General features: G+C 67.2%; 18 protein-coding genes. 8 read left to right on the top strand and 10 right to left on the bottom strand.

The window, feature by feature from the left end; genetic code table 11:
• Window positions 1-63: 63 nt before the first annotated feature.
• From yajC to ACLV8F_RS15535, 3 genes are all read right to left on the bottom strand, one after another.
• Window positions 64-405, bottom strand: a complete 342-nt coding sequence (gene yajC / locus ACLV8F_RS15525) for a preprotein translocase subunit YajC (RefSeq protein ID WP_411879573.1) — start codon at window positions 403-405, stop codon at window positions 64-66.
• 208 nt (window positions 406-613) lie between these two features.
• On the bottom strand, window positions 614-4180 hold the full coding sequence (locus ACLV8F_RS15530) for an indolepyruvate ferredoxin oxidoreductase family protein (protein ID WP_411885103.1): 3567 nt from the start codon (window positions 4178-4180) through the stop codon (window positions 614-616).
• Window positions 4177-4338: a hypothetical protein gene (locus ACLV8F_RS15535; RefSeq protein ID WP_411879571.1), complete on the bottom strand. Its 162-nt coding sequence runs from the start codon at window positions 4336-4338 to the stop codon at window positions 4177-4179. The genes ACLV8F_RS15530 and ACLV8F_RS15535 overlap by 4 nt, the downstream gene beginning before the upstream one ends.
• A 185-nt stretch (window positions 4339-4523) precedes the next feature.
• On the opposite strand from ACLV8F_RS15535, the gene ACLV8F_RS15540 reads away from it, so the two are divergent.
• Complete coding sequence (locus ACLV8F_RS15540; RefSeq protein WP_411885104.1) at window positions 4524-5000, top strand: Lrp/AsnC family transcriptional regulator; 477 nt, start codon at window positions 4524-4526, stop codon at window positions 4998-5000.
• A 42-nt stretch (window positions 5001-5042) separates the two neighbouring features.
• Here the strand turns inward: ACLV8F_RS15540 and ACLV8F_RS15545 are convergent, their stop codons facing one another.
• The gene (locus ACLV8F_RS15545) at window positions 5043-5459 is read right to left on the bottom strand and encodes a hypothetical protein (protein WP_411885105.1); all 417 of its coding nucleotides are present in this window, start codon (window positions 5457-5459) and stop codon (window positions 5043-5045) included.
• A 164-nt stretch (window positions 5460-5623) separates the two neighbouring features.
• Between ACLV8F_RS15545 and ACLV8F_RS15550 the strand changes: the two genes are divergently transcribed.
• A complete protein-coding gene (locus tag ACLV8F_RS15550) occupies window positions 5624-6283 on the top strand; it encodes a hypothetical protein (RefSeq protein WP_411885106.1) in 660 nt (219 codons plus the stop codon).
• A gap of 2 nt (window positions 6284-6285) precedes the next feature.
• Here ACLV8F_RS15550 and ACLV8F_RS15555 read toward each other — a convergent pair whose 3' ends face one another.
• Together ACLV8F_RS15555 and ACLV8F_RS15560 are read right to left on the bottom strand one after the other, a co-directional pair.
• Entirely contained in the window at window positions 6286-6612 is a 327-nt protein-coding gene (locus ACLV8F_RS15555) for a hypothetical protein (RefSeq protein ID WP_411885107.1), read from the bottom strand.
• Between the two features lie 23 nt (window positions 6613-6635).
• Complete coding sequence (locus ACLV8F_RS15560; protein WP_411885108.1) at window positions 6636-7874, bottom strand: murein transglycosylase A; 1239 nt, start codon at window positions 7872-7874, stop codon at window positions 6636-6638.
• Here ACLV8F_RS15560 and ACLV8F_RS15565 point away from each other — a divergent pair.
• On the top strand, window positions 7822-7965 hold the full coding sequence (locus ACLV8F_RS15565; protein ID WP_411885109.1) for a hypothetical protein: 144 nt from the start codon (window positions 7822-7824) through the stop codon (window positions 7963-7965). The genes ACLV8F_RS15560 and ACLV8F_RS15565 overlap by 53 nt on opposite strands.
• Before the next feature lie 3 nt (window positions 7966-7968).
• Here ACLV8F_RS15565 and ACLV8F_RS15570 read toward each other — a convergent pair whose 3' ends face one another.
• The 4 genes from ACLV8F_RS15570 to ACLV8F_RS15585 are packed head-to-tail and all read right to left on the bottom strand — an operon-like array spanning window position 7969 to window position 15734.
• On the bottom strand, window positions 7969-8595 hold the full coding sequence (locus tag ACLV8F_RS15570; RefSeq protein ID WP_411885110.1) for a response regulator transcription factor: 627 nt from the start codon (window positions 8593-8595) through the stop codon (window positions 7969-7971).
• Window positions 8596-8615: 20 nt separating this feature from the next.
• Window positions 8616-10694, bottom strand: coding sequence for a two-component system sensor histidine kinase NtrB (locus tag ACLV8F_RS15575; protein ID WP_411885111.1), 2079 nt, complete (start codon window positions 10692-10694; stop codon window positions 8616-8618).
• A 13-nt stretch (window positions 10695-10707) separates the two neighbouring features.
• The gene (locus tag ACLV8F_RS15580; protein WP_411885112.1) at window positions 10708-11514 is read right to left on the bottom strand and encodes a carbon-nitrogen hydrolase family protein; all 807 of its coding nucleotides are present in this window, start codon (window positions 11512-11514) and stop codon (window positions 10708-10710) included.
• A 2-nt stretch (window positions 11515-11516) separates the two neighbouring features.
• Window positions 11517-15734: a YhdP family protein gene (locus ACLV8F_RS15585; protein WP_411885113.1), complete on the bottom strand. Its 4218-nt coding sequence runs from the start codon at window positions 15732-15734 to the stop codon at window positions 11517-11519.
• 73 nt (window positions 15735-15807) lie between these two features.
• Between ACLV8F_RS15585 and glnE the strand changes: the two genes are divergently transcribed.
• Genes glnE through ACLV8F_RS15610 form a run of 5 tightly spaced genes read left to right on the top strand, consistent with a single transcriptional unit; the run spans window position 15808 to window position 25225 of the window.
• Entirely contained in the window at window positions 15808-18567 is a 2760-nt protein-coding gene (gene glnE, locus ACLV8F_RS15590) for a bifunctional [glutamate--ammonia ligase]-adenylyl-L-tyrosine phosphorylase/[glutamate--ammonia-ligase] adenylyltransferase (protein WP_411885114.1), read from the top strand.
• Window positions 18568-18621: 54 nt separating this feature from the next.
• Window positions 18622-19377, top strand: a complete 756-nt coding sequence (locus tag ACLV8F_RS15595; RefSeq protein ID WP_411885115.1) for a CerR family C-terminal domain-containing protein — start codon at window positions 18622-18624, stop codon at window positions 19375-19377.
• On the top strand, window positions 19364-20893 hold the full coding sequence (locus ACLV8F_RS15600) for an efflux transporter outer membrane subunit (protein ID WP_411885116.1): 1530 nt from the start codon (window positions 19364-19366) through the stop codon (window positions 20891-20893). The genes ACLV8F_RS15595 and ACLV8F_RS15600 overlap by 14 nt, the downstream gene beginning before the upstream one ends.
• Before the next feature lie 47 nt (window positions 20894-20940).
• Window positions 20941-22092, top strand: coding sequence for an efflux RND transporter periplasmic adaptor subunit (locus ACLV8F_RS15605; RefSeq protein WP_411885117.1), 1152 nt, complete (start codon window positions 20941-20943; stop codon window positions 22090-22092).
• Between the two features lie 10 nt (window positions 22093-22102).
• A complete protein-coding gene (locus tag ACLV8F_RS15610; RefSeq protein ID WP_411885118.1) occupies window positions 22103-25225 on the top strand; it encodes an efflux RND transporter permease subunit in 3123 nt (1040 codons plus the stop codon).
• Window positions 25226-25257: the final 32 nt, after the last annotated feature.

The raw sequence follows: 25257 nt of genomic DNA on the forward strand, positions 1-25257 counted from the left end.
GTGACGGCAGCGGCCCCGATATACCGCTGGCCCCTATGGATTTTCATAAGGGCCTTGATGGCCTTATTTGGCCGGGTTGATGGCGCCCTTGGGCAGCACCTGGATGATGGCGCTGCGCTGCAGCTGCACTTCAACGCCGGGAGCCAGCTCCAGGGTCAGGTACACGTCGCCCAGCTTGGTGACCTTGCCGAGCAGGCCGCCGGCGGTGGCGACTTCATCGCCCTTGGCCAGTGCCTCGATCATGGTGCGATGCTCTTTCTGCTTTTTCATCTGCGGGCGGATCATGACGAAATACAGCACCACAAACATCAGCACCAGGGGCAGCATGCCCGTCAGAGAGGACATCATGCCACCATCGGCGGCGGCGGCAGGGGCGGTTTGGGCAAAGGCGGAAGAAATGAACACGGCTGACTCCACAACATATTAAAGACACACTGGCGCGCACGCCGTCCAGCACGGACGGCGCACAGAAGTCCACGATTGTATGCGGCGAGGCTCTCGTGGAAGGGGGTAACTGGCGCGCGCCAGGGGCTTTTCAAGCCGGGTTGACGCGCAAAGAGCCGCCACGGGCTTGCCGCGGGGCTCCCAGGGGGAAGGAAAGGCCGGCGCCGGCTCAGGCGGCTTTCCGCTGGACGGTCGCTCCCGGCGCACGAAAGGACTGCATCAGCGCGGCCCACTGCGGCCGCGCGGCGGCCAGGTGGCGCGCCTTGACGTGGCCGTAACCCTTGATCAATTCGGGAATCCGGGCGATTTCGACGGCCGTGGCGTGGTTTTCGGCGTTCAGGCCCGCCAGCACTTCCTGCAGGCTGGCCTTGTATTCCTCGATCAGGGCGCGCTCGGTGCGCCGTTCTTCGGTGCGGCCGAACACATCCAGCGGCGTGCCGCGCAGGCCCTTCAAACGGGCCAGCACCTTGAAGGCGCCCAGCATCCAGGGGCCGAACTGCTTCTTCTGCAGCTCGCCCTTGTCGTTTTTAGGCGCGATGAGCGGCGGCGCCAGGTGGTAGTGGAGCTTGAAGTCGCCTTCGAACATGGCGTTGACCTTGCCCAGGAAGGCGGTGTCGGTGTGCAGGCGCGCCACTTCGTACTCGTCCTTGTAGGCCATCAGTTTGAAGAGGTAGCGCGCAACGGCCTCGGTCAGCGTCGTTTTGCCCAGCACCGCCTCGGCGCCCCGCACCTGCTCGACAAAGGACTGGTAGGCCTGCGCATAGGCGGCGTTCTGGTAGGCCGTGAGGAAGTCGACCCGCTTGGCCATCATTTCGGCCAGCGCCGGCTTCTTCACGAATTCGATGACCTGCGCCGCCTTGAACAGCGCCTGCACCGAGGCCAGGTCATGCGCGCAGCGCCGGCCCCATTCAAACGCCGACTTGTTGTTGTCGACCTGCACGCCGTTGAGTTCGATCGCGCGCATCAGCGCGGCATGCGACAGCGGCACACGCCCTTTTTGCCAGGCAAAGCCCAGCATCAGCGGGTTGGTGTAAATCGAGTCACCCACCAGTTGCACTGCCACCTGCTCGGCATCGAAGCTGCCCAGCAAGTCAGCGCCCACTGCTGCGGTCACGGCGCTTTCGCAATTGCCGCCCGGGAACTGCCAGCCCGGGTTGGTCACAAAGGCTGCCGTCGGCGTGCCGTGCGAATTCATGGCCACATAGGTTCGGCCCGGCTGCATGACGGTCAGTGTGTATTTGCTGGCGGCCACGATGGGGTCGCAGCCTATGACCAGGTCGGCCTTGGCGGTGTCGACCTTGGTGGTGTAAATCGCTTCGGGCCGGTTGGCGATCTGGATGTGGCTCCAGGTGGCGCCGCCTTTTTGCGCCAGGCCGCCGGCGTCCTGGGTGACCACGCCCTTGCCCTCAATGTGCGCGGCCATGCCCAGCAGCTGGCCTATGGTGATGACGCCGGTGCCGCCCACGCCGCCCACCACGATGCCCCAGGCGTGCTCGGCCACGGGCAACACCGGCTCGGGAACCGGCGGCAGGCTGCTGGGCGCGCCCTTCTTTTCTTTCTTCGGTTTCTTCAGCTGGCCGCCTTCAACGGTGATGAAGCTGGGGCAAAAGCCCTTCACGCAGGAATAGTCCTTGTTGCAGGTGTTCTGGTTGATGCGGCGCTTGCGGCCGAATTCGGTTTCCAGCGGCTCCACCGAGAGGCAGTTGGACTGCACGGAGCAGTCGCCACAGCCTTCGCAGACCAGCTCGTTGATCACCACGCGTTTTTCCGGGTCCACCAGGGTGCCGCGTTTGCGGCGCCGGCGCTTTTCCGTCGCGCAGGTCTGGTCGTAAATGATGGCGGTCGTGCCCTTGAGTTCGCGGAACTCGCGCTGGATGCGGTCCAGCTCGTCGCGGTGGTGCACCGTCACGCCGTCCAGCAGCGGCGCGCCGTCGTACTTCTGCGGCTCGTCGGTCACGATCACCAGCTTGGCCACGCCTTCGGCGCGCAGGCTTTGCATGATCTGCAGCACCGAGTGGCCTTCGGGCCGCTCGCCGACCTGCTGGCCGCCCGTCATGGCGACCGCGTCGTTGTAGAGGATTTTGTAGGTGATGTTCACGCCCGAGGCGATGGCCTGGCGTATCGCCAGCAGCCCGCTGTGGAAGTAGGTGCCGTCGCCGAGGTTGGCAAAAATATGCGCGTCGGTCGTGAAGGCCGCCTGGCCCACCCAGGTCACGCCCTCGCCGCCCATCTGGGTGAAGGTGGAGGTGGAGCGGTCCATCCAGGTCGCCATGTAGTGGCAGCCGATGCCGGCCACGGCGCGCGAACCTTCGGGCACGCGCGTGCTGGTGTTGTGCGGGCAGCCGCTGCAAAACCACGGGGCGCGCTCGCCGGTGTCGGACTTGCCTTCGGCGAGAGCCCGTTCGCGCCCCTCGATCACGGCCAGGCGCTCGTCCATGCGCGCGATCACGTCGGCCGGCACGCCCAGCTTTTTCAGGCGCTTGGCGATCGCCTTGGCGATGATGGCCGGCGTCAGGTCGGCCTTGGCGCGCAGCAGCCAGTTGTCGCTCGGATTGGAGCGGCCCCACTCGCCGCCCGATGCATCACCCTCGGGCTCGTCGAACTTGCCCAGCACATTGGGCCGCACGTCGGCGCGCCAGTTGTAGAGCTCTTCCTTGATCTGGTATTCGATGACCTGGCGTTTTTCCTCGACCACCAGGATTTCCTGCAGGCCTTCGGCGAAGTCGCGCGTGATGGTGGCCTCCAGCGGCCAGACCACGTTGACCTTGTGCAGGCGAATGCCCAGTTGGTGGCAAGTGTCTTCATCCAGGCCCAGGTCAGCCAAGGCCTGGCGCGTGTCGTTGAAGGCCTTGCCGCTGGCGATCAGGCCGAAGCGGTCCTTGGGGCCGGCGATCACGTTGTAGTTGAGCTTGTTGGCGCGGATATAGGCCAGCGCGGCATACCATTTGTAGTCCATCAGCCGCGCTTCCTGCTCCAGCGGCGCGTCGGGCCAGCGGATGTGCAGGCCGCCGGGCGGCATGGCGAAATCTTCGGGGAGGATGATCTTCACGCGGTCCGGGTCGACCAGCACGGAGCTCGACGACTCGACGACTTCCTGGATGGTCTTCATGCCCGACCAGACGCCCGAAAAACGGCTCATGGCGAGGGCGTGCAGCCCCATGTCCAGGATGTCCTGCACGTTGGACGGAAAGAACACCGGCAGGCCGCAGGCCTTGAAGATGTGGTCGCTCTGGTGGGCGGCGGTGGAGCTTTTGGAGACGTGGTCGTCACCGGCAATCGCGATCACGCCGCCGTGTTTCGCGGTGCCCGCCATGTTGGCGTGCTTGAAGACATCGGAGCAACGGTCCACACCGGGGCCCTTGCCGTACCAGATGCCGAACACGCCGTCGAATTTTTTGCTTTGCGGGTACAGGTCCAGCTGCTGGGTGCCCCAGACGGCGGTGGCGCCCAGCTCTTCATTAACGCCGGGCTGGAACACGATGTTCTGCGCGGCCAGGTGCTTTTTGGCGGCCCACAGCGCCTGGTCATAGCCGCCCAGCGGCGAACCGCGGTAGCCGCTGATAAAACCCGCGGTGTTCAGGCCTTCGATGGCGTCGCGCGTGCGCTGCAGCATGGGCAGGCGGACCAGCGCCTGGACACCGCTCATGAAGGCGCGGCCATGCTCCAGGCTGTACTTGTCGTCGAGCGTGACGGTCTCTAGCGCCCTGCGGATGTGTTCAGGAAGTGGAGCGTTCATACGGCAACTCCCATGCGAACAAGCTCGACGACAAATACAGCACAGCCGGCTTCGCCGCCTGAATACTTGTGCCTTCGGCGAAACCCGCTTTGCGGGTTTTCGTCCAGCGTGACGGTCTCTAGCGCCTTGCGGATGTGTTCAGGAAGTGGGGCATTCATGTTCGTGGGTCTCCAGGACTGTTTTTTAATACCGCCTTGTGGGCAGGTCAGCGTGAGGGTCAAACCCGGTTAGGGACTGCCCTCTATATGCATGCAAAGTGTATGCCGCCAGACCGGATATGTCTTTGCTTTGTTTGCCCGATTTAGCATGGTTTTAGAAAGGATCTTGCTGCAAAATAGCAAATATGGAAACATTAGACAAGTTTGACATCGCAATCCTGAAGGAGTTGCAGCTGGATGCACGCCTGACGAACATCGAGCTGGCCTCACGCGTGGGTTTGTCGGCCGCCCCCTGCTGGCGGCGCGTGCGGGCGCTGGAAGAAAGCGGCTTCATCACCGGTTACCGGGCCGAGATCAACCGCCACAAGATAGGGCTGGGTGTGCTGGCCTTTGTGCGGCTGGACGCCGACCGCAACAGCGGCGACGCCACGCGCCAACTTGAGGAAGCCATCAAGAAACTGCCGGAAATCGTGTCCTGCCACTACATCAGCGGCACCGGCACTTTCGAGCTGCAAGTCGTGGCGCAGGACCTGGAGGCCTTCAGCAAATTCGCATTGCAGAACCTGATCAACCTGCCGAACGTGAAAGACCTGCACACGAGTTTTTCACTGGGGGAGGTCAAGGCGAGCAGTGCCTTGCCCCTGGGGCATTTGACGCAATAAATAAAACGCGCCTGGAAGCTCCCGGATGAGCGCACTGGGGCGTCACTGAGGCGTATCCGCCGCCTTTTTTTTCCAGCGGACTTCCGTATTGATCAGGTCACCGTTGGACCGATATCTCCATTTATCGGTGTTGACATAGGTGCCGTCAATATTGATGCTCCACCGGCCGTTGTCCCTGTACGCAATGACGGTGTGGCAATCCGTACGATCGGCGCAGAGCTGAAATTGCGCCCGCCCGTCGAAGGAATTGTTTCTGAAGTACCAGGAAGACCACCACTTCAAGCGAAAAACATCCCTGGATCCCCCGGCCTCCGTAGCAACCAGGTATGCGGCCACGCTCTTCCTGGCCAATGGAAATACTTCCGACGAAGTAAGGCGGTAAGCATCAAGGCCGACGCTGACGCAGTACACGGCAACGAGGGCAAAGATGGAGGTAAAGACTTTTGTTTTTGGGCTCATGGGAACAGGGGTATTAAGCGCACACTCAACACAGCTGGCGGCGTAAAGTGGTTGACCGGGGGCTGGCTTCAGTGGATGGTAGCTTGACTTGGCGGCCACTTCCGCTCTCGCTTCCATCCGTTTACATTTTCCTCACCCCTCGCATCATTCCCATGGAGCGCGCCATGCCCACCTCCCGATACCTCATCCCAGCCATATCTCTCACGCTTTTGATGGGTTTCGCCCAGGTTTTACGAGCGCAGCCGGCCATCAGTCCGGCAACCAGCACCGAGGCCATCCCGATGCGCAACCTGCAGATCGAGGTGCGGCAGGCCGGAAGCAGCCTGCGCTCCCAGAGCGCGCTGGGCATGCAGGGCGGCGTCGTCCTGCAGCCGGGCCGCTCGGGCGCAAACGCCGGCATCACGGCCCAGGACAGCCAGCACAGCGATGCCCGCGACCTGGTGCAGCGCGTGCTGGTACTCAACGGCCGCAGCGCCAACATCAACCTGGGCAACAGCCAGCCGCTGCGGCTGGTGCAGGCGCATCAGGGCGGCACCGTGTTCATCGACGCCAACAGCGGCTTTTCGGCCAGGCCCCTCTGGTACGGCGGCGACAGCGTGGAACTGGAACTGGCCGCGGGGCAGGCCAGCCGCCCGGGCGCCTCGCCAATGGCGCCACTGTCCTCATCGTCCGTCAGCACCTCGCTGTCCGTGCGCCTGGGGGAATGGGTCACCGTCGCGGAGTCGGACGATGCGGGCGCCGGCAGCAGCAACGGCATCGCCGACAGCCGGCAATCCACCCGGCGGGACGGTATGCGCGTAGAGGTTCGCCTCTCGGTGCGTTAGGGCTAATCGCGCACGCAGCGTGCGACCAAAGGCAGCAAGGGATAGCGAAGGACAGCTTCGCGGCCGCTGGCGCCCAGCCCGAATTCGGCGCGCATGCGCGGGTTGCTGTAGACCGTCTGCTGCGGCCCCTGGCCGCCGGCGTCGCGGTTGAGCACGTCGTTGCCGCCGGAGCCGTCCAGCACCGCGGTGTCGTCGATAAATTTGACCCGGAACTCGATGCCGTGTTCGCAGCGGTACAGCGGGCCGGCGCCTTGCCAGTTGCCGCCTGCGCAACCAGCCAGTGTTGCTGTCGCCAGCAGTGCGGCGCACATGTTCCATGGCCTGTTCATCATGATGACTCCTGGAGGGTTGTTCAACGGGGCCAAAGCACCCACAGCCGCAGCGGCTGGTTCATGCGCGCGGCCAGCTGGCCGGCCTCGGGCCCGGTGCCGGCGAAATAGTCGGCCCGCACCGCGCCCACGATGGCGCTGCCGGTGTCCTGCGCCAGCACCAGCTTTTGCAGGCTGCCGGCGCCGCCGCGCGAGGCCAGCCACACCGGCGTGCCGTAGGGAATGCTGCCCGGGTCGACCGCGATGGATCGGCCCGGCGTGAGCGCCACGCCTTGCGCGCCCTTGGGGCCGAAGGCGGCGTCCAGTTCGCTCAGGGGCTGCTCCTGGAAGAAGGTGTAGCGCGGGTTGCTCCAGAGCATCTGCTGCGCGCGCTGCGGGTTTCGCGCTACCCAGGCCTTGGTGGATTCGACCCAGGGCGCCGTCATGCGGCCTTCACCCTGGTCCACCAGCCACTGGGTGACGCTGCGAAACGGCTGCTCATTGGAGCCGGCATAGGCCACCCGCACCGTGCGCTGCGAGCCGTCGGCTTCGGTCAGGTTCAGGCGCCCAGAGCCCTGGATGTGCAGCGACATGGCTTCGACCGGGTCGGCCAGCCAGGCGATCTCGCGGCCCCGCAGCGCCGATTTAGCTTCGGGCAGCGTGTCGATTTCCTGGCGTGAATACCAGGGCTTGCGGCTGCCCAGCGATGCCGGCGGGCGGTACAGCGGCACCTCGTAGCCCGCGCCGGGCTGGCGGCTGGCCTTCAGCACGGGTTCGTAATAACTGGTCAGCAAGCCGTCGGGCGCGCCCTGCAGGGTCTCGACACGGTAAGGCTGCAAGCGGCCCACCATCCAGTTGCGCTGCTCTTCGGCCGAGACGATGCTCAGGCGGCGGACTTCCCCGCACAGCGGCGCAAACACCGGTCCGGGACGCTCGCAGCTTTTGAGCCAGGCGTTCCAGGCCTCGAACAGCTGGTCGTCCTCAAAGCCCGGCAGCTCGGCCCAGCGCACCGCCACCCAGCGGCTTTTGCCTTGCTGCATGGACGCGGGCAGGGGGCCCGAATCACCGGGGCGGCTGCCGGCGGCCGTGGGCTCCGCACTTGGCGCCGATGAAGGCGGCGCGGGCGGGCTGGCGCAGGAGGCCAACAACACCGCCGTGGCGATAATCGGCGCAAGCCGCGCCAAACCCATGGAATGCGCGGCGTGTATTGACGGAATCCAAGGAAATATCATGGCCTTACTTTTGCTGGAAGCCCTGGGGGCGTTGCTGCTGCTGGTGTTCATTGTGTGGTGGACGATGTTCTCAGGCCGAAAAAACGGCGAACTGAAGGACCCGGAACAGCCCGCGCCCGACGCGGAGCCCGACAAAAAGTAAAGGCTACAGGTTGCGCAACAAGTTGGCGAGCTCCACCGCCGATTTAACGCCCATTTTGTCAAACACCCGCGCGCGGTGCACTTCCACCGTGCGCACGCTGATGTCCAGCTGGTCGGCCACCAGCTTGTTGGGCAGGCCGCCCACCACCAGCCGCATCACGTCGCGCTCGCGCTCGGTCAGGCCGTCGATGCGGGCCTGCAGGCCGATGGACTCGCTGTGCTGCGCCAGCGCCGCGGCTGAATGGGTGAGCGCCTGCTCGATGCGGTCCACCAGCGCGTTGTCCGAAAAAGGCTTTTCGCAAAAATCAAAGGCGCCGCGCTTGACCGCATCGACGGCGGTGGGGACATCGGCGTGGCCGGTCAGGAAAATCACCGGCAGGGTGGGCAGCAAGCCGTAGCCGATCAGCTTTTCAAACATGGCCAGGCCGCTCAGGCCGGCCATGCGCACGTCCAGCAGCACGCAGGAAGGCGAGCGCACCTCGAACTGCCCGGACACCCGCGCATCGAAGGCCTCGGCGCTGTCGAAGGTCTCGCTGAGCAGGCGGCGCGAGCGCAGCAGCCAGGCCAGAGCGTCGCGCACGCTGGCATCGTCGTCGACGATGTAGACCGTGGCATTGTGGATGGGTTCCATGGTGTCCTTCAAGCTTGCGCCTAAGCGCCGTCCCTGGACGGCGCCGCGGGCAGGGTGAAACTGAAAATCGTACCCTGCGGTTCGGCCGGCTCAAAGCCGAGGAAGCCGCCGTGCTGCTCTATCACGGTGCGGCACAGGCTCAGGCCCAGGCCCATGCCCTCTTCCTTGGTGGTGAAGAAGGGCGTGAACAGCCGTTCCGCGACGTCGCCGGCAATGCCTTCGCCGCGGTCGATCACCGCGAACTCGACCCAGCGGCTGTGCGCGTTGGACGCGGCGGGGCGTATGCGCAGGGTCAACACCTTTTCGGGCTGCGCGGCCAAGCCGCGGGACAGCTGCGCGGCCTCCGCGGAAGCCTGCATGGCCTGCATGCCGTTGCGCGAGAGATTGAGCAGCACCTGCTCGACCATGGTGCGGTCGCACAGCACGCGTCCGCAGGCTTCATCGACCTCGATCACGACGCGCACGCCGAGCTTGCGGGCCTGCAGCGTGACCAGCGGCATGATGGCGTCGAGCAAGGCGCGCGGCTCCACCGACTCGCGCACCTTGTCGCGCCGGCGCACGAAGTCGTGCACGCTTTTGATGACTTTGCCCGCGCGTTCGGCCTGCTCGGCGATCCGGCGCATGGCCAGCTGCAGGTCTTCGGACAGGGGCGCCGGCGTGGGGGCGGCCGCGTGCGCCCGGTCGGGGGCGGTTTCTTCCTGCAGCAGGTTGAGCGAGCCGGTGGCGTAACTCGAAATCGCCGCCAGCGGCTGATTGAGTTCATGGCTGAGCAGCGAGGCCATCTCGCCCACCATGGCCAGCCTGGCCGTGGCCTGCAGGCGGTCCTGGCTGGCGCGCGAGAGTTCTTCGACACGGCGCTGCTCGCTCACGTCCAGGATGGCGCTCATCCAGCCGGTGTGCTTGCCTACCGCGTTGATCAGCGGCGCCTCCATGATCAGCACCGGAAAGCGCGTGCCGTCCTGCCGCATGAACACCGACTCATGGCCTTCGCGCGGCAGGTTGCTGCCGGCCAGCCGGATTTCCTGGCGCTGCTGGTAGACGCCGGCCAGCTCCGGCGGCCAGTAGGGCGAGGGGAAACTCTGGTTCAGCAAGTCCTTGGCTTCCACGCCCACCATCTTGCAAAAAGCCGGGTTCACGTAGGTGATCCGCCCCTGCAGGTCGCGCGCGCGCAAGCCGGTCAGCACGGAGTCCTCCATGGCTTTGCGAAAGGCCAGCGCCTCGCCCAGGTCGTGCTCGACCTTGAGCCGGCGCCGCATGTCCCGGCCCAGCAGGAACAGCACCGCCATCAGCGCCAGCGACATGGCGGTCACCAGCGCGGTGAGCACGTTGGGGAAAAGCGCCGGCGTGCCCAGCCGGCTTTCCATGCGCACGACCAGCGTGTTGCCCGGCAGGTCCAGCAGCTGCTGCGCGATGTAGATGCGGTTGCCGCGCGAGGGCACGCCGTGCAGCGCCAGGCGCGTGCCGTCGGCTTCGGTGAAAGACAGGCCGACACCGCGCGCCAGCTGCCGGCCCACAAGCTCCCCGAGGATGTCCTGCAGCGAATAGGTGGCCACTGTGTAGCCGGTGATGCGGCCGGCCACCACGATGGGCAGGCACATGTCCAGCACTTCCAGGCCCAGGCCGTCGGACTGCGGCATGAAATAGCTGGTGGAATAGGCCGAGCCGCTCAGGCGCCGGGCCGTGGTGCAGGTCAGGCTCACGTCGGCCTGCATGCCGGCCCTGCCGAGCCGCTCGAACACCGAGCTGCGGTAAGGCGTCTCGACAAAGGCCAGCACGTCCAGCGCCTCGCTGCGCCATTCGAGCCGCATGATCTCGCGGTGCTCGCGCATCAGCTCGGCGGCCGGCGCATTCCAGGTTTCGGGCGTGCGCTCGCCGGGTTGCAGGGCCTGGAAAGACTGGATGTTGCGCGTCAGGCCCGAGCGGATGTCGGTGACGGTTTCGGCGGCGTCGTGCTCAAGCCGGCTTTGCACCATGCTGGATTCGTAGCGCCCCGACAGCCAGACCAGCAGGCCCAGCAAGGCCACCACCAGCATCACCAGCAGGGCCCACAGCGTCCAGCGCCGGCTGGCCCGGCTCACCTTGATACGCGGAAACTTCACGCCCGGGATTCCCTCACAGGACGCAGTGGGTCAGGGCCGGCAGGCGCTCGCGCACGCCTTGCAGGTTGGCGCTGAGCACTTCGGCCATCACCACGCCCGCCTCTTCAGCGCGCTCGGCCAGGACCTGGCCCCACGGGTCGACCACCATGCTGTGGCCCCAGGTATGGCGCCCGTTTTCATGGGTGCCGCCCTGGGCCGCCGCCAGCACGTAGGCCTGGTTTTCAATGGCCCGCGCGCGCAGCAGCACTTCCCAGTGCGCCTGGCCCGTGGTGTAAGTGAAGGCGCTGGGCACCAGCAGCAGGTCGGCCTTCAGGGCGCGGTAGAGTTCGGGAAAGCGCAGGTCGTAGCAGATGCTCATGCCGACGATGTAGACGTGGCCGTCGCGCGAGGCGAGTTCGAAGCGCACCGGCTGCGTGCCGGGCTCCAGCACACGCCTTTCGTCGTAGTCTTCCCGGCCCTGCGCGAAGCGAAAGAGATGGATCTTGTCGTAGCGGGCCACGCATTCGCCCGAAGGCGCGTAGGCCAGCGAGGAATTGCGGGCGCGGCCGGCATCGGCCGTGGCCATCGGCAGCGTGCCGCCGACGATCCACAGGCCCAGCTCGCGTGCCGAGCGGCTGAGGAAGTCCTGGATCAGCCCCTGCCCGGGGGTCTCCTGGAACTGCAGCTTGTCTGTGTCCTTGCGGCCCATGATGCAGAAGTACTCGGGCAGCACGGCCAGCTCGGCGCCCTGCGCCGCGGCCTGGCCCAGAAGCTGGCGGGCCACATCCAGGTTGTCCTCGACGCGGGTGCCCGACACCATTTGAATAGCGGCTATTTTCATGGTCAGCGCGTCTCCGTGGAAGCCTGGCTGGGCTTGTTGTCGGCCTGGGCCTTGCGGTCCAGCTTGGTAACTTTGGGATCGGACCAGGTGCCGTCGATGTGGAACTCCTGGGTGGCCGCCTGCATCAGGGGCCGGCGCAAAAACATCTGCGCCAGGAAGGTACCCAGGCCGATCGCAGGGTTGATGGCGGTGGCGATCAGCGAGGCCGTGCCGGCATTGACTTCCGGCACCACCACGACCTTGATGTCCTGCGTCTCCTTGGCGATGTCGGCCGAGCCTTCCATCAGCACGGCCGCGTTGACGCCGCGCATCTGCAGGTTGTTGGTGTGGGCCACGCCCTGGTTGATGTTGACGTCGCCGCGCACGAAGTCGAACGCGAAGCCTTCGGAGAACACGTCGCGAAAATCCAGCGCCAGCCGCCGGGGCAGGGACTGCAGGCTCAGCACGCCCAGCAGCTTGGCGATGCCGGGGTCGGCCTTGACGAACTGACCGGACTCGACGTTGACGTTGAATTGCCCGCTCATGCTCGGGTAGTCAAAGCTCAGCGGCGAACCGACCCAGCCCACCTGGCCTTCGAGCTTGCCCTTGCCGCGGCGTATCACTTCGCCCATGCCGAAGCGCCTGAGCAGCGCGCCCGAGTCGGCGATCTCCAGCTTGAAATTCATCACGGTGCGGCGGCGCTCGGCGGCCGCGCGCGCGGCGCGGCTCCCGCCCGCCGCGGCGACTTGCGCATTCAAGGCCACCCAGTTGCCGGTGGCCGTGAGCACGGCTTCAGGGAGGATCACGTTGAATTTGTTCAGCCTCCATTCGCGCACGCCCTCGCGCGCCGCGCTTGAGGCGCCGCGGTTGACGGCGTCGATCTCGACCCGCCCGAGCTTCTTGCCGCGCAACTCCAGGTCTTCGACCACCACGTCCAGGGCCGGGATGCTGGCGGGCTGCTCGTTCAGGATGGCTTCGACGTCGCTGGCCGTGCCGGGCTCCAGGCTCAGGCGCGAGAGCCGCGCGTAGACGCGCCCGGCGCCTATGCCGCCCGGCTGGCGGAACTCGACATAGCCGTTGAGTTCCGTGGCGTCGATGTTGGCGCGCCAGGTCAGGCCTTCGCGCGAACCGCCGACCACCACGTTGTTGAGCTTGCGCCCTTCGACCACCAGTTCTTTGGCGCGTATGGCCATGGTGGTCGGCAGGTAGCCCATGGCCGCATTCGCGGCGGCGCGGTTCATCGCGGCGGAAGAGGCCGACGGCGGGGGCGCCTGGAACGTGCCGCCGACCGTGGAATCGCCCAACAATTTCTGCCAGGCATCGAGGTCCACATGGGCCAGGTTGATGTTGGCCGCCACGCCGGCCTCTTGCATGGGCACCGTCTCGCCGGGCTCCAGGCCCATGCCAATGCCGCCGCGGATCACGCGGGGCTCCGCGCCGCTCAGGTCGCGCACATAGACGATGGACGCCACGCGCCCGATCGCGACCGACAGCTGGTCTTCGAGTTTTTGCCCGGGCGCCAGGGAGGCCGGCACGAGGGCGCTGTCCACGCGCAGCGGCAAGGCCGCGTCGGCGGTTTTGCTCAGGGGCGCAGGCAGGTTCAGCGCCATGCCCTGCAGGCTGCTGGAGATGGAAAATTCCGGCATGCCGCGGCGAAAGCCCAGCGTCGCGGTGTAGGCCGTGCCGCCGGTGGCGTTCTGCGCCATGCCTGCCAGCGGCCCCAGTTCCCTGGCCTGGCGCATCCCTTCGGCTGTGACGTTGCCCTGCGCCTTGAAGGTGGCGATGCTCTCGGTCTCGGCGCTGCCCGGGGCACGCGGCTGTGAGCGCATGCCACCGTCAAAACGCACGTCGCCACCCAGCAGTTTGGCCTGGCCGCCGGCGACGGAAAAGCCCTTTTCGCTCACGTTCACCACGCCCTTGAGTCTGGCCAGCATGGGCGTGGCCGGCGCGAACTGCACGTCGTTGCCGGGCAGCGTGACGTTGCCGTCGACGCGCGATTTGTCGATCGAATGGATGGGCAACTCCAGGCGGAAGCGGTACTCGCCCGTGCCCGTCGCCGTGGCCTTGGCCAGCGCGTGGCTGGTCATGGCGCCGACCGGCGACTGGTTGACGAAGCCCAGCGCGTCGGCCAGCGCGCCCTTGAGGTCGACGTTCACGTTGACCGTGGAGTCATGCGTCAGGTCGGGAATGCGCGCATCGGCCTTGACCAGTTGCAGGCCTGGCAGGCCGGCGACCTTGCCGCTGGCGCCGTTCACCTCGAGTGATGCGCGGTTGAAGACCAGCTCGCCGCCCAGCTCGGTCAGGGCCGGCCAGGGCGCCGCGCCCGCGGGCTGTATGGTTTTGGGCACGTAAGCAAAGTGGCCGTTGCGGATTTTGGCGGACACGCGGAAGTCCCCTTGCGCCGGGTTGGTGAAGGGCAGGTGCTCCAGCGGGCCCTTGACCTTGAACTTCACGTCGCTCACCTGGCCCTGCACCACCGCATCGCGCACGTAATGCCGGACGGGGTCGGGCAGCACCAGCGGCAGGTAGCGATGCACCCGCGTGCCGTCGCCCCGGCTCAGGCTGCCCTGCAAGTCCAGCACCCCGGGAAACCGGAGGTCGGGCGCGCCCGGCGCGGGCGCCGCGCCGCCGGCCACGTCTTCCGTGCGCCAGGTGGCCTGCGCCTCGCCCTGGGCGTCCGCGTTGGCGAACTGCAGGTTGCGCAGCTGCGCCTCGATCTTGCGGCCCGAGAATTTCCATTGGGCGTCGACCGACAGCTGGTCAAAGGGCACCAGCGAGTCCTCAAACACGCCGGGCAGGTCGAGTGAGCCGTTGGCAATCCTGACCTTGGCCTGCCCGCCATCCTGCGTGAAGTCAAAGTCGATCGCCGCGCCGCTGATGCCCGGCCTGCCAGGCACGGGGTGTGCCGGGGCGGGCACCACCACGGCCGCCGGCAGGGCGGCAACCGCCAGGCCGGCGACGCGCCCTTTCGCGGCATAGCTGCCGGGTGCGTTGATCGGCCCTTGCCAGCGCGCCTCGACGGTCTCCACCAGCCCCCTGGGCGCGAAGGACGCGATGAGGCCGTGCGTGGCGGCATCCAGCGGCAGGCGGTTGGCGATCTGCGCGAGCGCGGCCAGGTCGAGCTTGTCGGCCTTGAGTTCGGTGTGCTGCGGCGCGCCGGCCTCGTCGCCGGTGTGCACCAGGGCGACGTTGCCGCCCGGCCACTGCAGGCCGTCGCGGGTGCGAAAGCGCAGGCCCTCGGTGTTGAAGTCAAAGCCGTTGGCGCGCTGCGCGCCGCCTATGCGCCCGGCAACGGATTCGAAAGCCAGCGGCTGGAGCTTGGTGCCGAAACGCGCGTCCACGTCGCGCAGCGCCACGTCGGCCGTGCCGCCGGTGATGCGGCCCTTGTCGACGTCCGCCCAGGCGCGCAGCGCACCGTTGCCGCGCGCCAGTTCCACGCCCAGCGTGTCCATGTTGACGTACTGCCGGACACGCGACGTGTCCACGCGGGCGAACTCGGCGAACAGCTGCCCCGTCCAGGCGTTGAAGTCGCCGGCGCTGCCGGACAGCAGCGACTGGCGGAATATGCCCCTGACGCTGAAGCGGTCACCCCATTCCGCGGGCGGCGTGGCGTCCAGGCGCAGCAGGTGCCGGCGCCGCGCGTTGCGCATGACCCAGTCGACCTCTGTCAGCGCCAGAGGCGGCGCGCGCTGCAGCTCGTCGGTCCAGCGCACGGTGCCGCCGCGCATGACGAACTCGGTTTGCGAAAAAAACCAGTCGGCCGCCGCGCTCTGGCCGGCCGCGCGGTCCTGCGAAACGTCCAGCCCGCCGACGTAGATTTTCCCGTCCGCGGCGCGGCGGATGTCGAGTTCGGGCTTGTCGATGGAGATCTGCTCGAAGCCCAGGCCCCAGATCGAAGAAGGCGACAGGGCGCCGAGCACGCGGGGCAGGCGCAGGGCTTCACGGCCCTGGGCGTCCAGCAGGGTGACGTCGCGCAGCTCGAAGGAGGGGATCATGCCCTGGGAGGTCGCGGTGATTTCGCCGATGCGCACGGGCACCCCTAGCGCCTTGCTGGCCTCTATTTCCAGGCGCGGACGGAATTCGCCGATTCGCGGCACAATCCAGCCATGCAGCACGAACCAGCTCAGGCCGAAGAGCAGCCAGGCCGCGGCGACAAGCCACAACAGGACGCGCAGGATGAGGGCAAGCCAGTGCAGGCGGCGCGGCGGCAGGGTGGACAGGCTGGGAATCGTTGGCTCCATTGACTTGAGAATTATGACCGCCGGGGCCCTTATGCGCCCGGCGGGTGACCATGAAGTTTTGTGAAGTAGTGTGATGACCGTTGCCCTGACTGCCAGCCCCGACTCTCCCTCCGCCGCCGGACCGGCTGCGTCGGGCTATTCCCGGTTCGTCCAGCGCGTTCGCCGCCGCTACGCCGAACAACTCCCTTTGCTCCTCCCCGGCGCGCCCGTGCGCGCGGCCATGCAGCCTGCCCTGGACGCGCTGCTGGCGCAGGGGCTGGAAACCGGCGCCGCGTTGCGCGTGCTGCGCCAGTTGGTCATGGAGCGGCTGGTGGCGCTCGACTGCGACGGCGCCTGCGAGCACCAGGCGCCGCTGGCGGTCGTGACGCGCGCCATGACCGAGCTGGCGGAACTCGCTCTCGACGTGGCGATGCGGGAGTCGGCCACGATGCTCGATGCACAGCACGGCATGCCGCGGGGCCCCGCCGGTGAACGCGCCCAGATGTGGGTCGTGGGCATGGGCAAGCTGGGCGCGCGCGAACTCAACGTCTCCAGCGACATCGACCTGATCTACGTTTACGACCACGACGGCGAAACCGCCGGGCGCAGCGACGGGCGCGGGCAGATCTCCAACCACGAATACTTTGCGCACCAGGTCAAGGCCGTCTTCAGCCTGATCGGCGACGCCACCGAGCACGGTTTTGTCTTTCGCGTGGACCTGGCGCTCAGGCCCAACGGCAATTCCGGCCCGGCCGCCGTCTCGCTCAGCGCGCTCGAAGAGTATTTCCAGGCGCAGGGCCGCGAATGGGAGCGTTTTGCCTGGCTCAAGAGCCGGGTCGTGGCGCCGCTGGAGTGCATCCAGAGCGGCTCCGCGCAGGCGCTGCGTGGCTCGGTGCTGCCTTTTGTGTTCCGGCGCTACCTCGACTACAACGTGTTCGACGCGCTGCGCACGCTGCACCGGCAGATCCGCGAACACGCGGCCAAACGCTGTGCCGGCCACCCCGAACGCGCCAACGACGTGAAGATGTCGCGCGGCGGCATACGCGAGATTGAATTCACCGTGCAGCTGCTGCAGGTGGTGCGCGGCGGGCAGTTCCCGGAACTGCGCACCCGCCCCACGGTGGACGCGTTGCAGCGCGTGGCCCGTGCCGGCCTGATGCCGCAGGACACGGCCGATGCGCTGGCGCGGGCCTACGATTTCCTGCGCAAGGTGGAGCACCGCATCCAGTACCTGGACGACCAGCAGACCCATGTGCTGCCCACGCGCGACGACGACCTGGCCTGGATCGCCGAAACCCTGGGCTACGGCAACTGCTGCCCCTTCCTGAGCGAACTCGACGCGCACCGCGAACTGGTGGCCGGCGAGTTCGACAAGCTGCTGGGCGGCAAGCCCGATTGCAAAGGCTGCGGCGGCAAGACCAAGGCCGCACCGCAGCAGCTTGACGAGCTGCTGGAGCAGCTGTCGGAACAATGGCCCGACCAGTTCCGCGCCCGCCTGGCGCTGTGGCGCGAGCATCCCCGGGTGCTGGCCCTGCGCGAGGATTCGCGCGCGCGCCTGACGCGGCTGGTGCAGCGCACTGCCGCCTGGCTGGCCGAAGGCACGGTGACGGAAGAGGCGGCCGTGCGCATCATCGACTGGATAGAGCCGCTGCTCAGGCGCGAAAGCTACCTGGCGCTGCTGCTGGAGCGGCCGGCCGTGCATGAACGCCTGCTGCGCCTGCTGGGCGCGGCCAGGTGGCCGGCGCGTTACCTGCTGCAGCATCCCGGCGTGATCGACGAGCTGGCCAGCGACGAGTTGCTCAAGGAGCGCTTTGACGGCGCGGCCTTCGCGCGCGACGTGGAGCAGCGGCTGGCGGCCCTGCGCAGCACCGGCGAGGACGACGAGGAAACCTGCCTGAACCTGCTGCGCCGCGCCCACCATGCCGAAGTCTTCCGCACGCTGGCGCGCGACCTCGAAGGCGTGCTCACGGTCGAGCAGGTGGCCGACGACCTGAGCGCGCTGGCCGAGACCCTGCTGGACATCACCACGCGCTGGTGCTGGCAGCGCCTGAAAAACCGGCACCGCGAAACGCCGCAGTTCGCCATCATTGCCTACGGCAAGCTCGGCGGCAAGGAACTGGGCTACGGCAGCGACCTGGACATCGTGTTCGTCTATGAGGACGATGACGAGCGCGCCCCCGAGGTCTATGCGGCCTTTGTGCGCAAGCTGATCAACTGGCTGACCATCAAGACCGGCGAAGGCGATTTGTTCGAGATCGACACGGCCCTGCGCCCCAACGGCAACTCGGGCCTGCTGGTCACGAGTTTTGAGGCCTACACCCGCTACCAGCAGCAGCGCGGCAGCAACACCGCCTGGACCTGGGAACACCAGGCCATGACGCGCGCGCGCTGCGTGCTCGGCGACGACGCGCTGCGCAAGCGCTTCGACCAGGTGCGCGAGACCGTCATCACCGCCCCGCGCGACAAGGCGGCGCTGCGCAGCGAAATCGTCGCCATGCGCGAGAAAGTGCGCAACGCCAGGCCGGTCAAAGGCGACAAGTTCGACGTGAAGCACAGCCCCGGCGGCATGGTGGACGCCGAGTTCGCGGTGCAGTTCCTGGTGCTGTCCGAATCCGCGCAGCACCCGGAACTGGTCGCCAACGTGGGCAACATTTCCCTGTTGCAGCGCGCCGAGACCGCCGGCCTGTTGCCGCCCGGCGTAGGGCAGCACGCCGCAGACGCCTACCGCGAACTGCGGCGCGTGCAGCACCGCGCGCGCCTCAATGAAGAGCCGACCCAGGTCAGCCCGCCGGCGCTGCAGGCGGAGTGCGACGCCATCCGGCAGCTGTGGACCGCCACTTTCAAGCCCAATTGAAACAATTGATTTAATTCAATCAGTTGTTTAATTCATGTGCTTTAATGCGGGCACATGAATGCCGACCCTCGCCCCAAAACATCCCCGCGTGCGGCAGGCCCTGAAGGCGAAGCCCGCAAGCAGCGCTCCGACGGCGCCCATGCCAGGGTGCACCTGCTGCACACGGCGCTGCGCCTGTTCTCCGAAAAAGGCTTTGCCAAGACCTCGATCCGCGACATCGCACAGGCCGCCTGCGCCAATGTGGCGGCGATCAGTTATTACTTCGGCGACAAGGCCGGGCTGTACCGGGCCGTGTTCACCGAGCCGCTGGGCAGCGCGCGCGACGACATCGCGCTGTACAACCAGCCGCACTTCACGCTGCACCAGTCCCTGGAGGGATTTTTCTCGGGTTTCCTGGAGCCGCTGCGCCAGGGCGAACTGGTGCAGCTGTCCACCAGGCTGCATTTCCGCGAGATGCTGGAGCCCACGGGCCTCTGGGCCGAGGAAATCGACAAGGGTATCAAGCCGGCGCATGCCGCGTTGGTGAAGGTGCTGTGCCGCCACCTCGGCATCACCAAAGCCGACGACGAGGTGCATCGGCTGGCGTTTTCCATCACCGGCCTGGCGATCCACATGTTCATCAGCCGCGAGGTAGTGGACGCGATCCGGCCCCAGCTGTTCAACACGCCGGATGCCGTCGACCATTGGGCCGCCAGCCTGGTGGCGTATGCCGAAGCCATGGTCGCCGTCGAAGTGGCGCGCCGAAAACACCTTCCCGATCACACCGCGGGCACGCCGCGCCAGAAAAACGCAAGCCATGACAAAAACTGATTTCCGGCGTGAGCCGTCTCGCCTGCCCGCGCTGGGGATTTTTGCCGCCTGCGCGCTGCTGCTGGCCGGCTGCGCCACGGACCTGCCCCACAACATGCCCGCAGCCCCGGTTCCCACGCAGTGGCAAGCCCCGTTGCCGGCACCGGCGGCAGGCACCACGGCGGCCTTGCCGCACGAGGGCAAGCTGGCCGGGCTGTCGCAGTGGTGGCAGCAACAGAACGACCCCTTGCTGGTCGAACTGATCATGGCGGCGGAGGCCGTCAGCCCCACCGTCTCGACGGCGCGTTCCAACATCGAGCAGGCGCGGGCTTCGCGCGTGGCCTCCGGCGCTGCGCTGCTGCCCACGGTGGACGCCGTCGCCAGCGCCAGCCGCGGCCGCTCCGCACCGGTGAACCGGGCGGTGCCGCCGATTGCCACCACCCTCGACGCGGGCTTGCAGGCCTCCTGGGAAATCGACCTGTTCGGCCAGTACGCGGCCAGCCGGGACGCCGACCAGCAACGTTTTGAAGGCTCCCAGGCGACCTGGCATGCGGCGCGCGTGTCGATGGCCGCCGAAGTCGCGACGCAGTACTACAGCCTGCGCGCCTGCGAAAAACTGCTGGACGTCGCGCGCTCCGATGCGGCTTCCCGCGCCGAAACCGCGCGGCTGGCGGACCTGAGCACCAAGGCCGGCTTCCAGGCGCCCGCCACCGCGGCGCTGGCCCGCGCCAGTGCCGCTGAAGGGCACGGCAACGCCATCCAGCAACGCACGCTGTGCGACCTGGACATCAAGGCGCTGGTCGCGCTGACGGCCATAGCCGAGCCCACGCTGCGGCAAAAACTGGCCAGCACGCCGGCCGACCTGACGCAGGAATCCATGGCGCCGGTCTTCGGCGTGCCGGCCGAAGTGCTGGCCCAGCGGCCCGACATCTTCAACGCGGCACGCGAAGTGGACGCGGCCCATCTTGAAGTGGGCAGCGCCCGCGCGCAGCGCTTTCCACGCCTGAGCCTGAGCGGCTCGGTCTTCACCACCAAGTCGCGCACCAGCGCCTCGACGCAACGCTTCGACACCTGGACGGTAGGGCCGCTGCAGCTGACTGTCCCGCTGTTTGACGGAGGCGCCAGCGATGCCAACGTGGAAGCCGCCAAGGCGCGCTACGAAGACGCGGCGGCCCAGTACCGCGCCGCCGTGCGCAAAGCCGTGCAGGAAGTGGAAGAAGCGTTGGTCAAGCTGCAAAGCACGGCCGAGCGCAACGAAGACGCCCTGGTTGCGGCGCAGGGCTACGCCGCCTCTTTCACCGGCACCGAGGCGCGCTACAAGAGCGGGCTGGCCAGCCTGGTCGAACTCGAAGACGCGCGCCGCACGCTGCTGGCCGCGCAAAGCAACGTGGTGCTGTTGCAGCGCGACCGCCGCAGCGCCTGGGTGGCGCTGTACCGCGCGCTGGGCGGCGGCTGGACGACTGCCGAGCCGCCGGTGCTGCCTCTGGCGTCGGACGTTTCCGCCCCCTTCACCCCCGCCGCCATCACGGCGCCCTGATGCCGCTTGACCACCCTGCCCCTTTCACGACAGACCCTTTGCACACCATGCCAACATTCAAACTCAAACCCGTCACCATCGCCTTGATCGCTGCTGCCGTGCTGGTTGCGGGGGGCGCCGCCTTCTTCCTCACCCGGTCCGAGGCCAAGGGCGATGCCAAGCCCGCCACATCCAAGCCGGCCCTGACCGTGGCCACCGCCTTGCCGAAGCAGATGACGCTGCCGGTCAAGCTCAGCGCCAACGGCAACATCACGGCCTGGCAGGAGGCGGTGATCGGTTCCGAGTCCAACGGCTTGCGGCTGGTGGAAGTGCAGGCCAACGTGGGCGACCAGGTCAGGGCCGGCCAGGTGCTGGCGGTGTTTTCGGGCGACAGCGTGCAGGCCGACACCGCGCAGGCGCGCGCCAGCCTGATCGAGGCGCAGGCCAATGCGGCCGACGCGGCTGACAACGCGGCGCGCGCACGCACGCTGGCCAGCTCCGGCGCGCTGAGCGACCAGCAGATCAACCAGTACAACACCGCCGAGCAAACCGCCAAGGCGCGCGTCGAGGCAGCCAAAGCCGTGCTCGACGCGCAGCAGCTGCGCGGCAAGAACACCCAGGTGCTCGCGCCCGACAGCGGCGTGATTTCAGCCCGCACCGCGACCGTCGGCTCGGTGGTGCCGCAGGGCACCGAGCTGTTCCGCCTGATACGCGGCGGCCGGCTGGAGTGGCGCGCCGAAGTCACCTCGGCCGAGCTGGGCCGCATCAAGGCCGGCACGGTGGCCACCGTGGTCGCCGCCAGCGGCGCCGAACTCAAGGGCCGCGTGCGCATGATCGCCCCCAGCGTGGATCCGCAAACCCGCGCGGCGCTGGTCTACGTGGACCTGCCGGTGTCGGCGGGCATGGCTTCGCCGGCCAAGGCCGGCATGTTCGCCCGTGGGGAGTTTGAATTGGGCGCGACGCCCGCGCTGACGGTGCCGCAGCCAGCGTTGGTGGTGCGCGACGGCTTCAACTACGTCTTTCGCCTCAACCCGGACAACCGCATCACCCAGCTCAAGGTGCAGACCGGCCGGCTGGCCGGCGACCGCATCGAGATCACTTCGGGCCTGGCAGCGGACGCGCCCGTCATCGTCAGTGGCGCGGGCTTCCTGAACGACGGCGACCTGGTCCGGGTGAGCGACAGCGCGGCTGCCGCACCGGCCGCAGCCGCCAGCAAGTAAGGAACAGGCCATGAACGTCTCCTCCTGGTCGATCAAGAACCCGATTCCGGCCGTCATGCTGTTTGTGCTGCTGACGTTTGCCGGCATGCTGTCCTTCAAGGCGATGAAGGTACAGAACTTTCCCGACATCGACCTGCCCACGGTGAGCGTGGCGGCCTCGCTGCCGGGCGCTGCGCCGGCCCAGCTTGAAACCGAAGTCGCGCGCAAACTCGAAAACTCCATCGCCACAGTGCAGGGCCTCAAGCACATCTACACCAAGGTGCAGGACGGCGGGGTCACCATCACCGCCGAATTCCGCCTTGAAAAACCCGTGCAGGAAGCCGTGGACGACGTGCGCGCCGCGGTCTCCAAGGTGCGCGGCGAACTGCCGGCCGACGTGCGCGACCCGGTCGTCTCCAAGATGGACCTGGCCGGCCAGCCGGTGCTGGCCTTCACCATCCGCTCGCCACGCATGGATGAGGAGGCATTGTCCTGGTTCGTCGACAACGACATCTCGCGCAAGCTGCTGGCCGTGCGCGGCGTGGGCGCGGTCAACCGCGTGGGCGGCGTCTCGCGCGAAGTGCGCGTCGCGCTGGACCCGTCGCGCCTGCAGGCCCTGGGCGCCACGGCGTCCGACATCTCGCGCCAGCTGCGCCAGGTGCAGACCGAAAGCGCCGGCGGGCGCGCCGACCTGGGCGGCAGCGAGCAGCCTATGCGCACGCTGGCGACGGTGAAGTCGGCCGAAGAACTGGGCCGCATCGAACTGGCCCTGAGCGACGGCCGGCGCATACGCCTTGACCAGGTCGCCACCGTGACCGACACCACCGCCGAGCCGCGCGCGGCCGCGCTGCTGGACGGCAAGCCCGTCGTCGGCTTTGAAGTCGCGCGCAGCCGCGGCGAAAGTGAAGTGGCGGTGGGCGCGGCCGTGCAGGCGGCGCTGGCCGAGCTCAAGCAGCAACACCCCGACGTGGAGCTTGTTGAGGCCTTCAACTTCGTGAAACCCGTGCAGGAAGAGTACGACGGCTCCATGCACCTGCTGTATGAAGGCGGCATCCTGGCGGTGCTGGTGGTGTGGCTGTTCCTGCGCGACTGGCGCGCCACCTTTGTCTCCGCCGTGGCGCTGCCGCTGTCGGTGATCCCGGCCTTTATCGGCATGAATCTGCTGGGCTTTTCCATCAACGTGATCACGCTGCTGGCGCTCTCGCTGGTGATCGGCATCCTGGTGGACGATGCGATCGTCGAGGTGGAAAACATCGTGCGCCACCTGCGCATGGGGAAAACACCTTACGAGGCCGCCATGGAAGCGGCCGACGAAATCGGCCTGGCGGTGGTCGCCACCACCTTCACCCTGATCGCCGTGTTCCTGCCGACCGCCTTCATGAGCGGCGTGGCCGGCAAGTTCTTCAAGCAGTTCGGCTGGACGGCCTCGCTGGCCGTGTTCGCCTCGCTGGTGGTGGCGCGGGTGCTGACGCCCATGATGGCGGCCTACATCCTGAAACCCGTGGTCGGCACGCACACCGACCCGGCGTGGATGAAGTGGTACATGCGCGCGGCCACCTGGTGCATGAAGAACCGGGTGAAAACCATGGCCATGGCCACGCTGTTCTTCTTCGGCTCGGTGGCGCTGGTGCCGCTGCTGCCCACGGGGTTCATCCCGCCCGACGACAACTCGCAGACCCAGGTCTACCTGGAGCTGCCACCCGGCGCCACGCTGGCGCAGACCAAGGCCTCGGCCGAGCATGCGCGCCAGCTCATCAGCAAGGTCGAACACGTCAAGAACGTCTACACCACCATAGGCGGCGGCACCGCCGGCGGCGACCCCTTCGCCATGCAGGGCGCGGCCGAAACCCGCAAAGCCACGCTGACGGTGCTGCTGGACGAGCGCAGCGAGCGCCCGCGCAAGCAGGGCATCGAAAGCAAAATGCGCACGGCGCTGGAATCGCTGCCCGGCGTGCGCAGCAAGGTCGGCCTGGGCGGTTCCGGCGAAGCCTACGTGCTGGTGTTGACGGCCGAAGACGCCAATGCCTTGCAAACCGCCGCGATGGCGGTGGAAAAAGACCTGCGCACCATCCCTGGCCTGGGCAACATCTCCTCAAGCGCCAGCCTGGTACGGCCTGAAATCGCCATCAAGCCCGACTTCGCCCGCGCGGCCGACCTGGGCGTGACCAGCGCCGCCATGGGCGAGACGCTGCGCATCGCCACAGTGGGCGATTACGAGGAATCGCTGCCCAAGCTGAACCTGTCGCAGCGCCAGGTGCCTATCGTCGTGAAACTCGACGACGAGGCGCGCAAGGACCTCAGCGTGCTGGAGCGCCTGGCGGTGCCCAGCGTCAAGCCCGGCGTAGGCCCGGTCATGCTGGGGCAGGTGGCCACGCTCGAAGTCACCGGCGGTCCGGCGGTGATAGACCGATACGACCGCTCGCGCAACGTCAAATTCGAGATCGAGCTGTCCGGCCGCGCCCTGGGCGACATCACCGAGGCCGTGAAACTGCTGCCGGCCATCAAGAACCTGCCGGCCGGCGTGAAAGTGGTGGAAATCGGCGATGCGGAGGTCATGGGCGAGCTGTTCGCCAGCTTCGGCCTGGCCATGCTGACCGGCGTGCTGTGCATCTACATCGTGCTGGTATTGCTGTTCAAGGATTTCCTGCACCCGGTGACCATTCTTGCCGCTTTACCCCTGTCCTTGGGCGGCGCCTTCGTCGGCTTGCTGATCGCGCAAAAGAGCTTTTCCATGCCCTCGCTGATCGGCCTGATCATGCTGATGGGCATCGCCACCAAGAACTCCATCCTGCTGGTGGAGTACGCCATCGTGGCCCGGCGCGACCACAACATGTCGCGCTGGGACGCGCTGCTGGACGCCTGCCACAAGCGCGCGCGGCCCATCATCATGACCACGCTTGCCATGGGCGCCGGCATGATGCCGATCGCCCTGGGCTTCGGCGCGGCGGACCCGAGCTTTCGCTCGCCGATGTCGATTGCCGTGATCGGCGGCCTGATCACCTCCACCGTGCTGAGCCTGCTGGTGGTGCCGGCCGTCTTCACCTATATCGACGACCTGGAGCATTTCATTGCCCGTACCGCGAGGCGCTTGCGCGGCCAGCGCGGCAGCCAGAGCCAACCGGAAGCACCGGCCGCGGAGCAGGCAGGAAAGTAAAGTCCGGGTTTACCCTTAAAAAACCACGCGAG

It is taken from the genome of Polaromonas sp. YR568, assembly GCF_943369675.1.
In the GTDB taxonomy this organism is placed as follows: Bacteria; Pseudomonadota; Gammaproteobacteria; order Burkholderiales; family Burkholderiaceae_C; genus Polaromonas.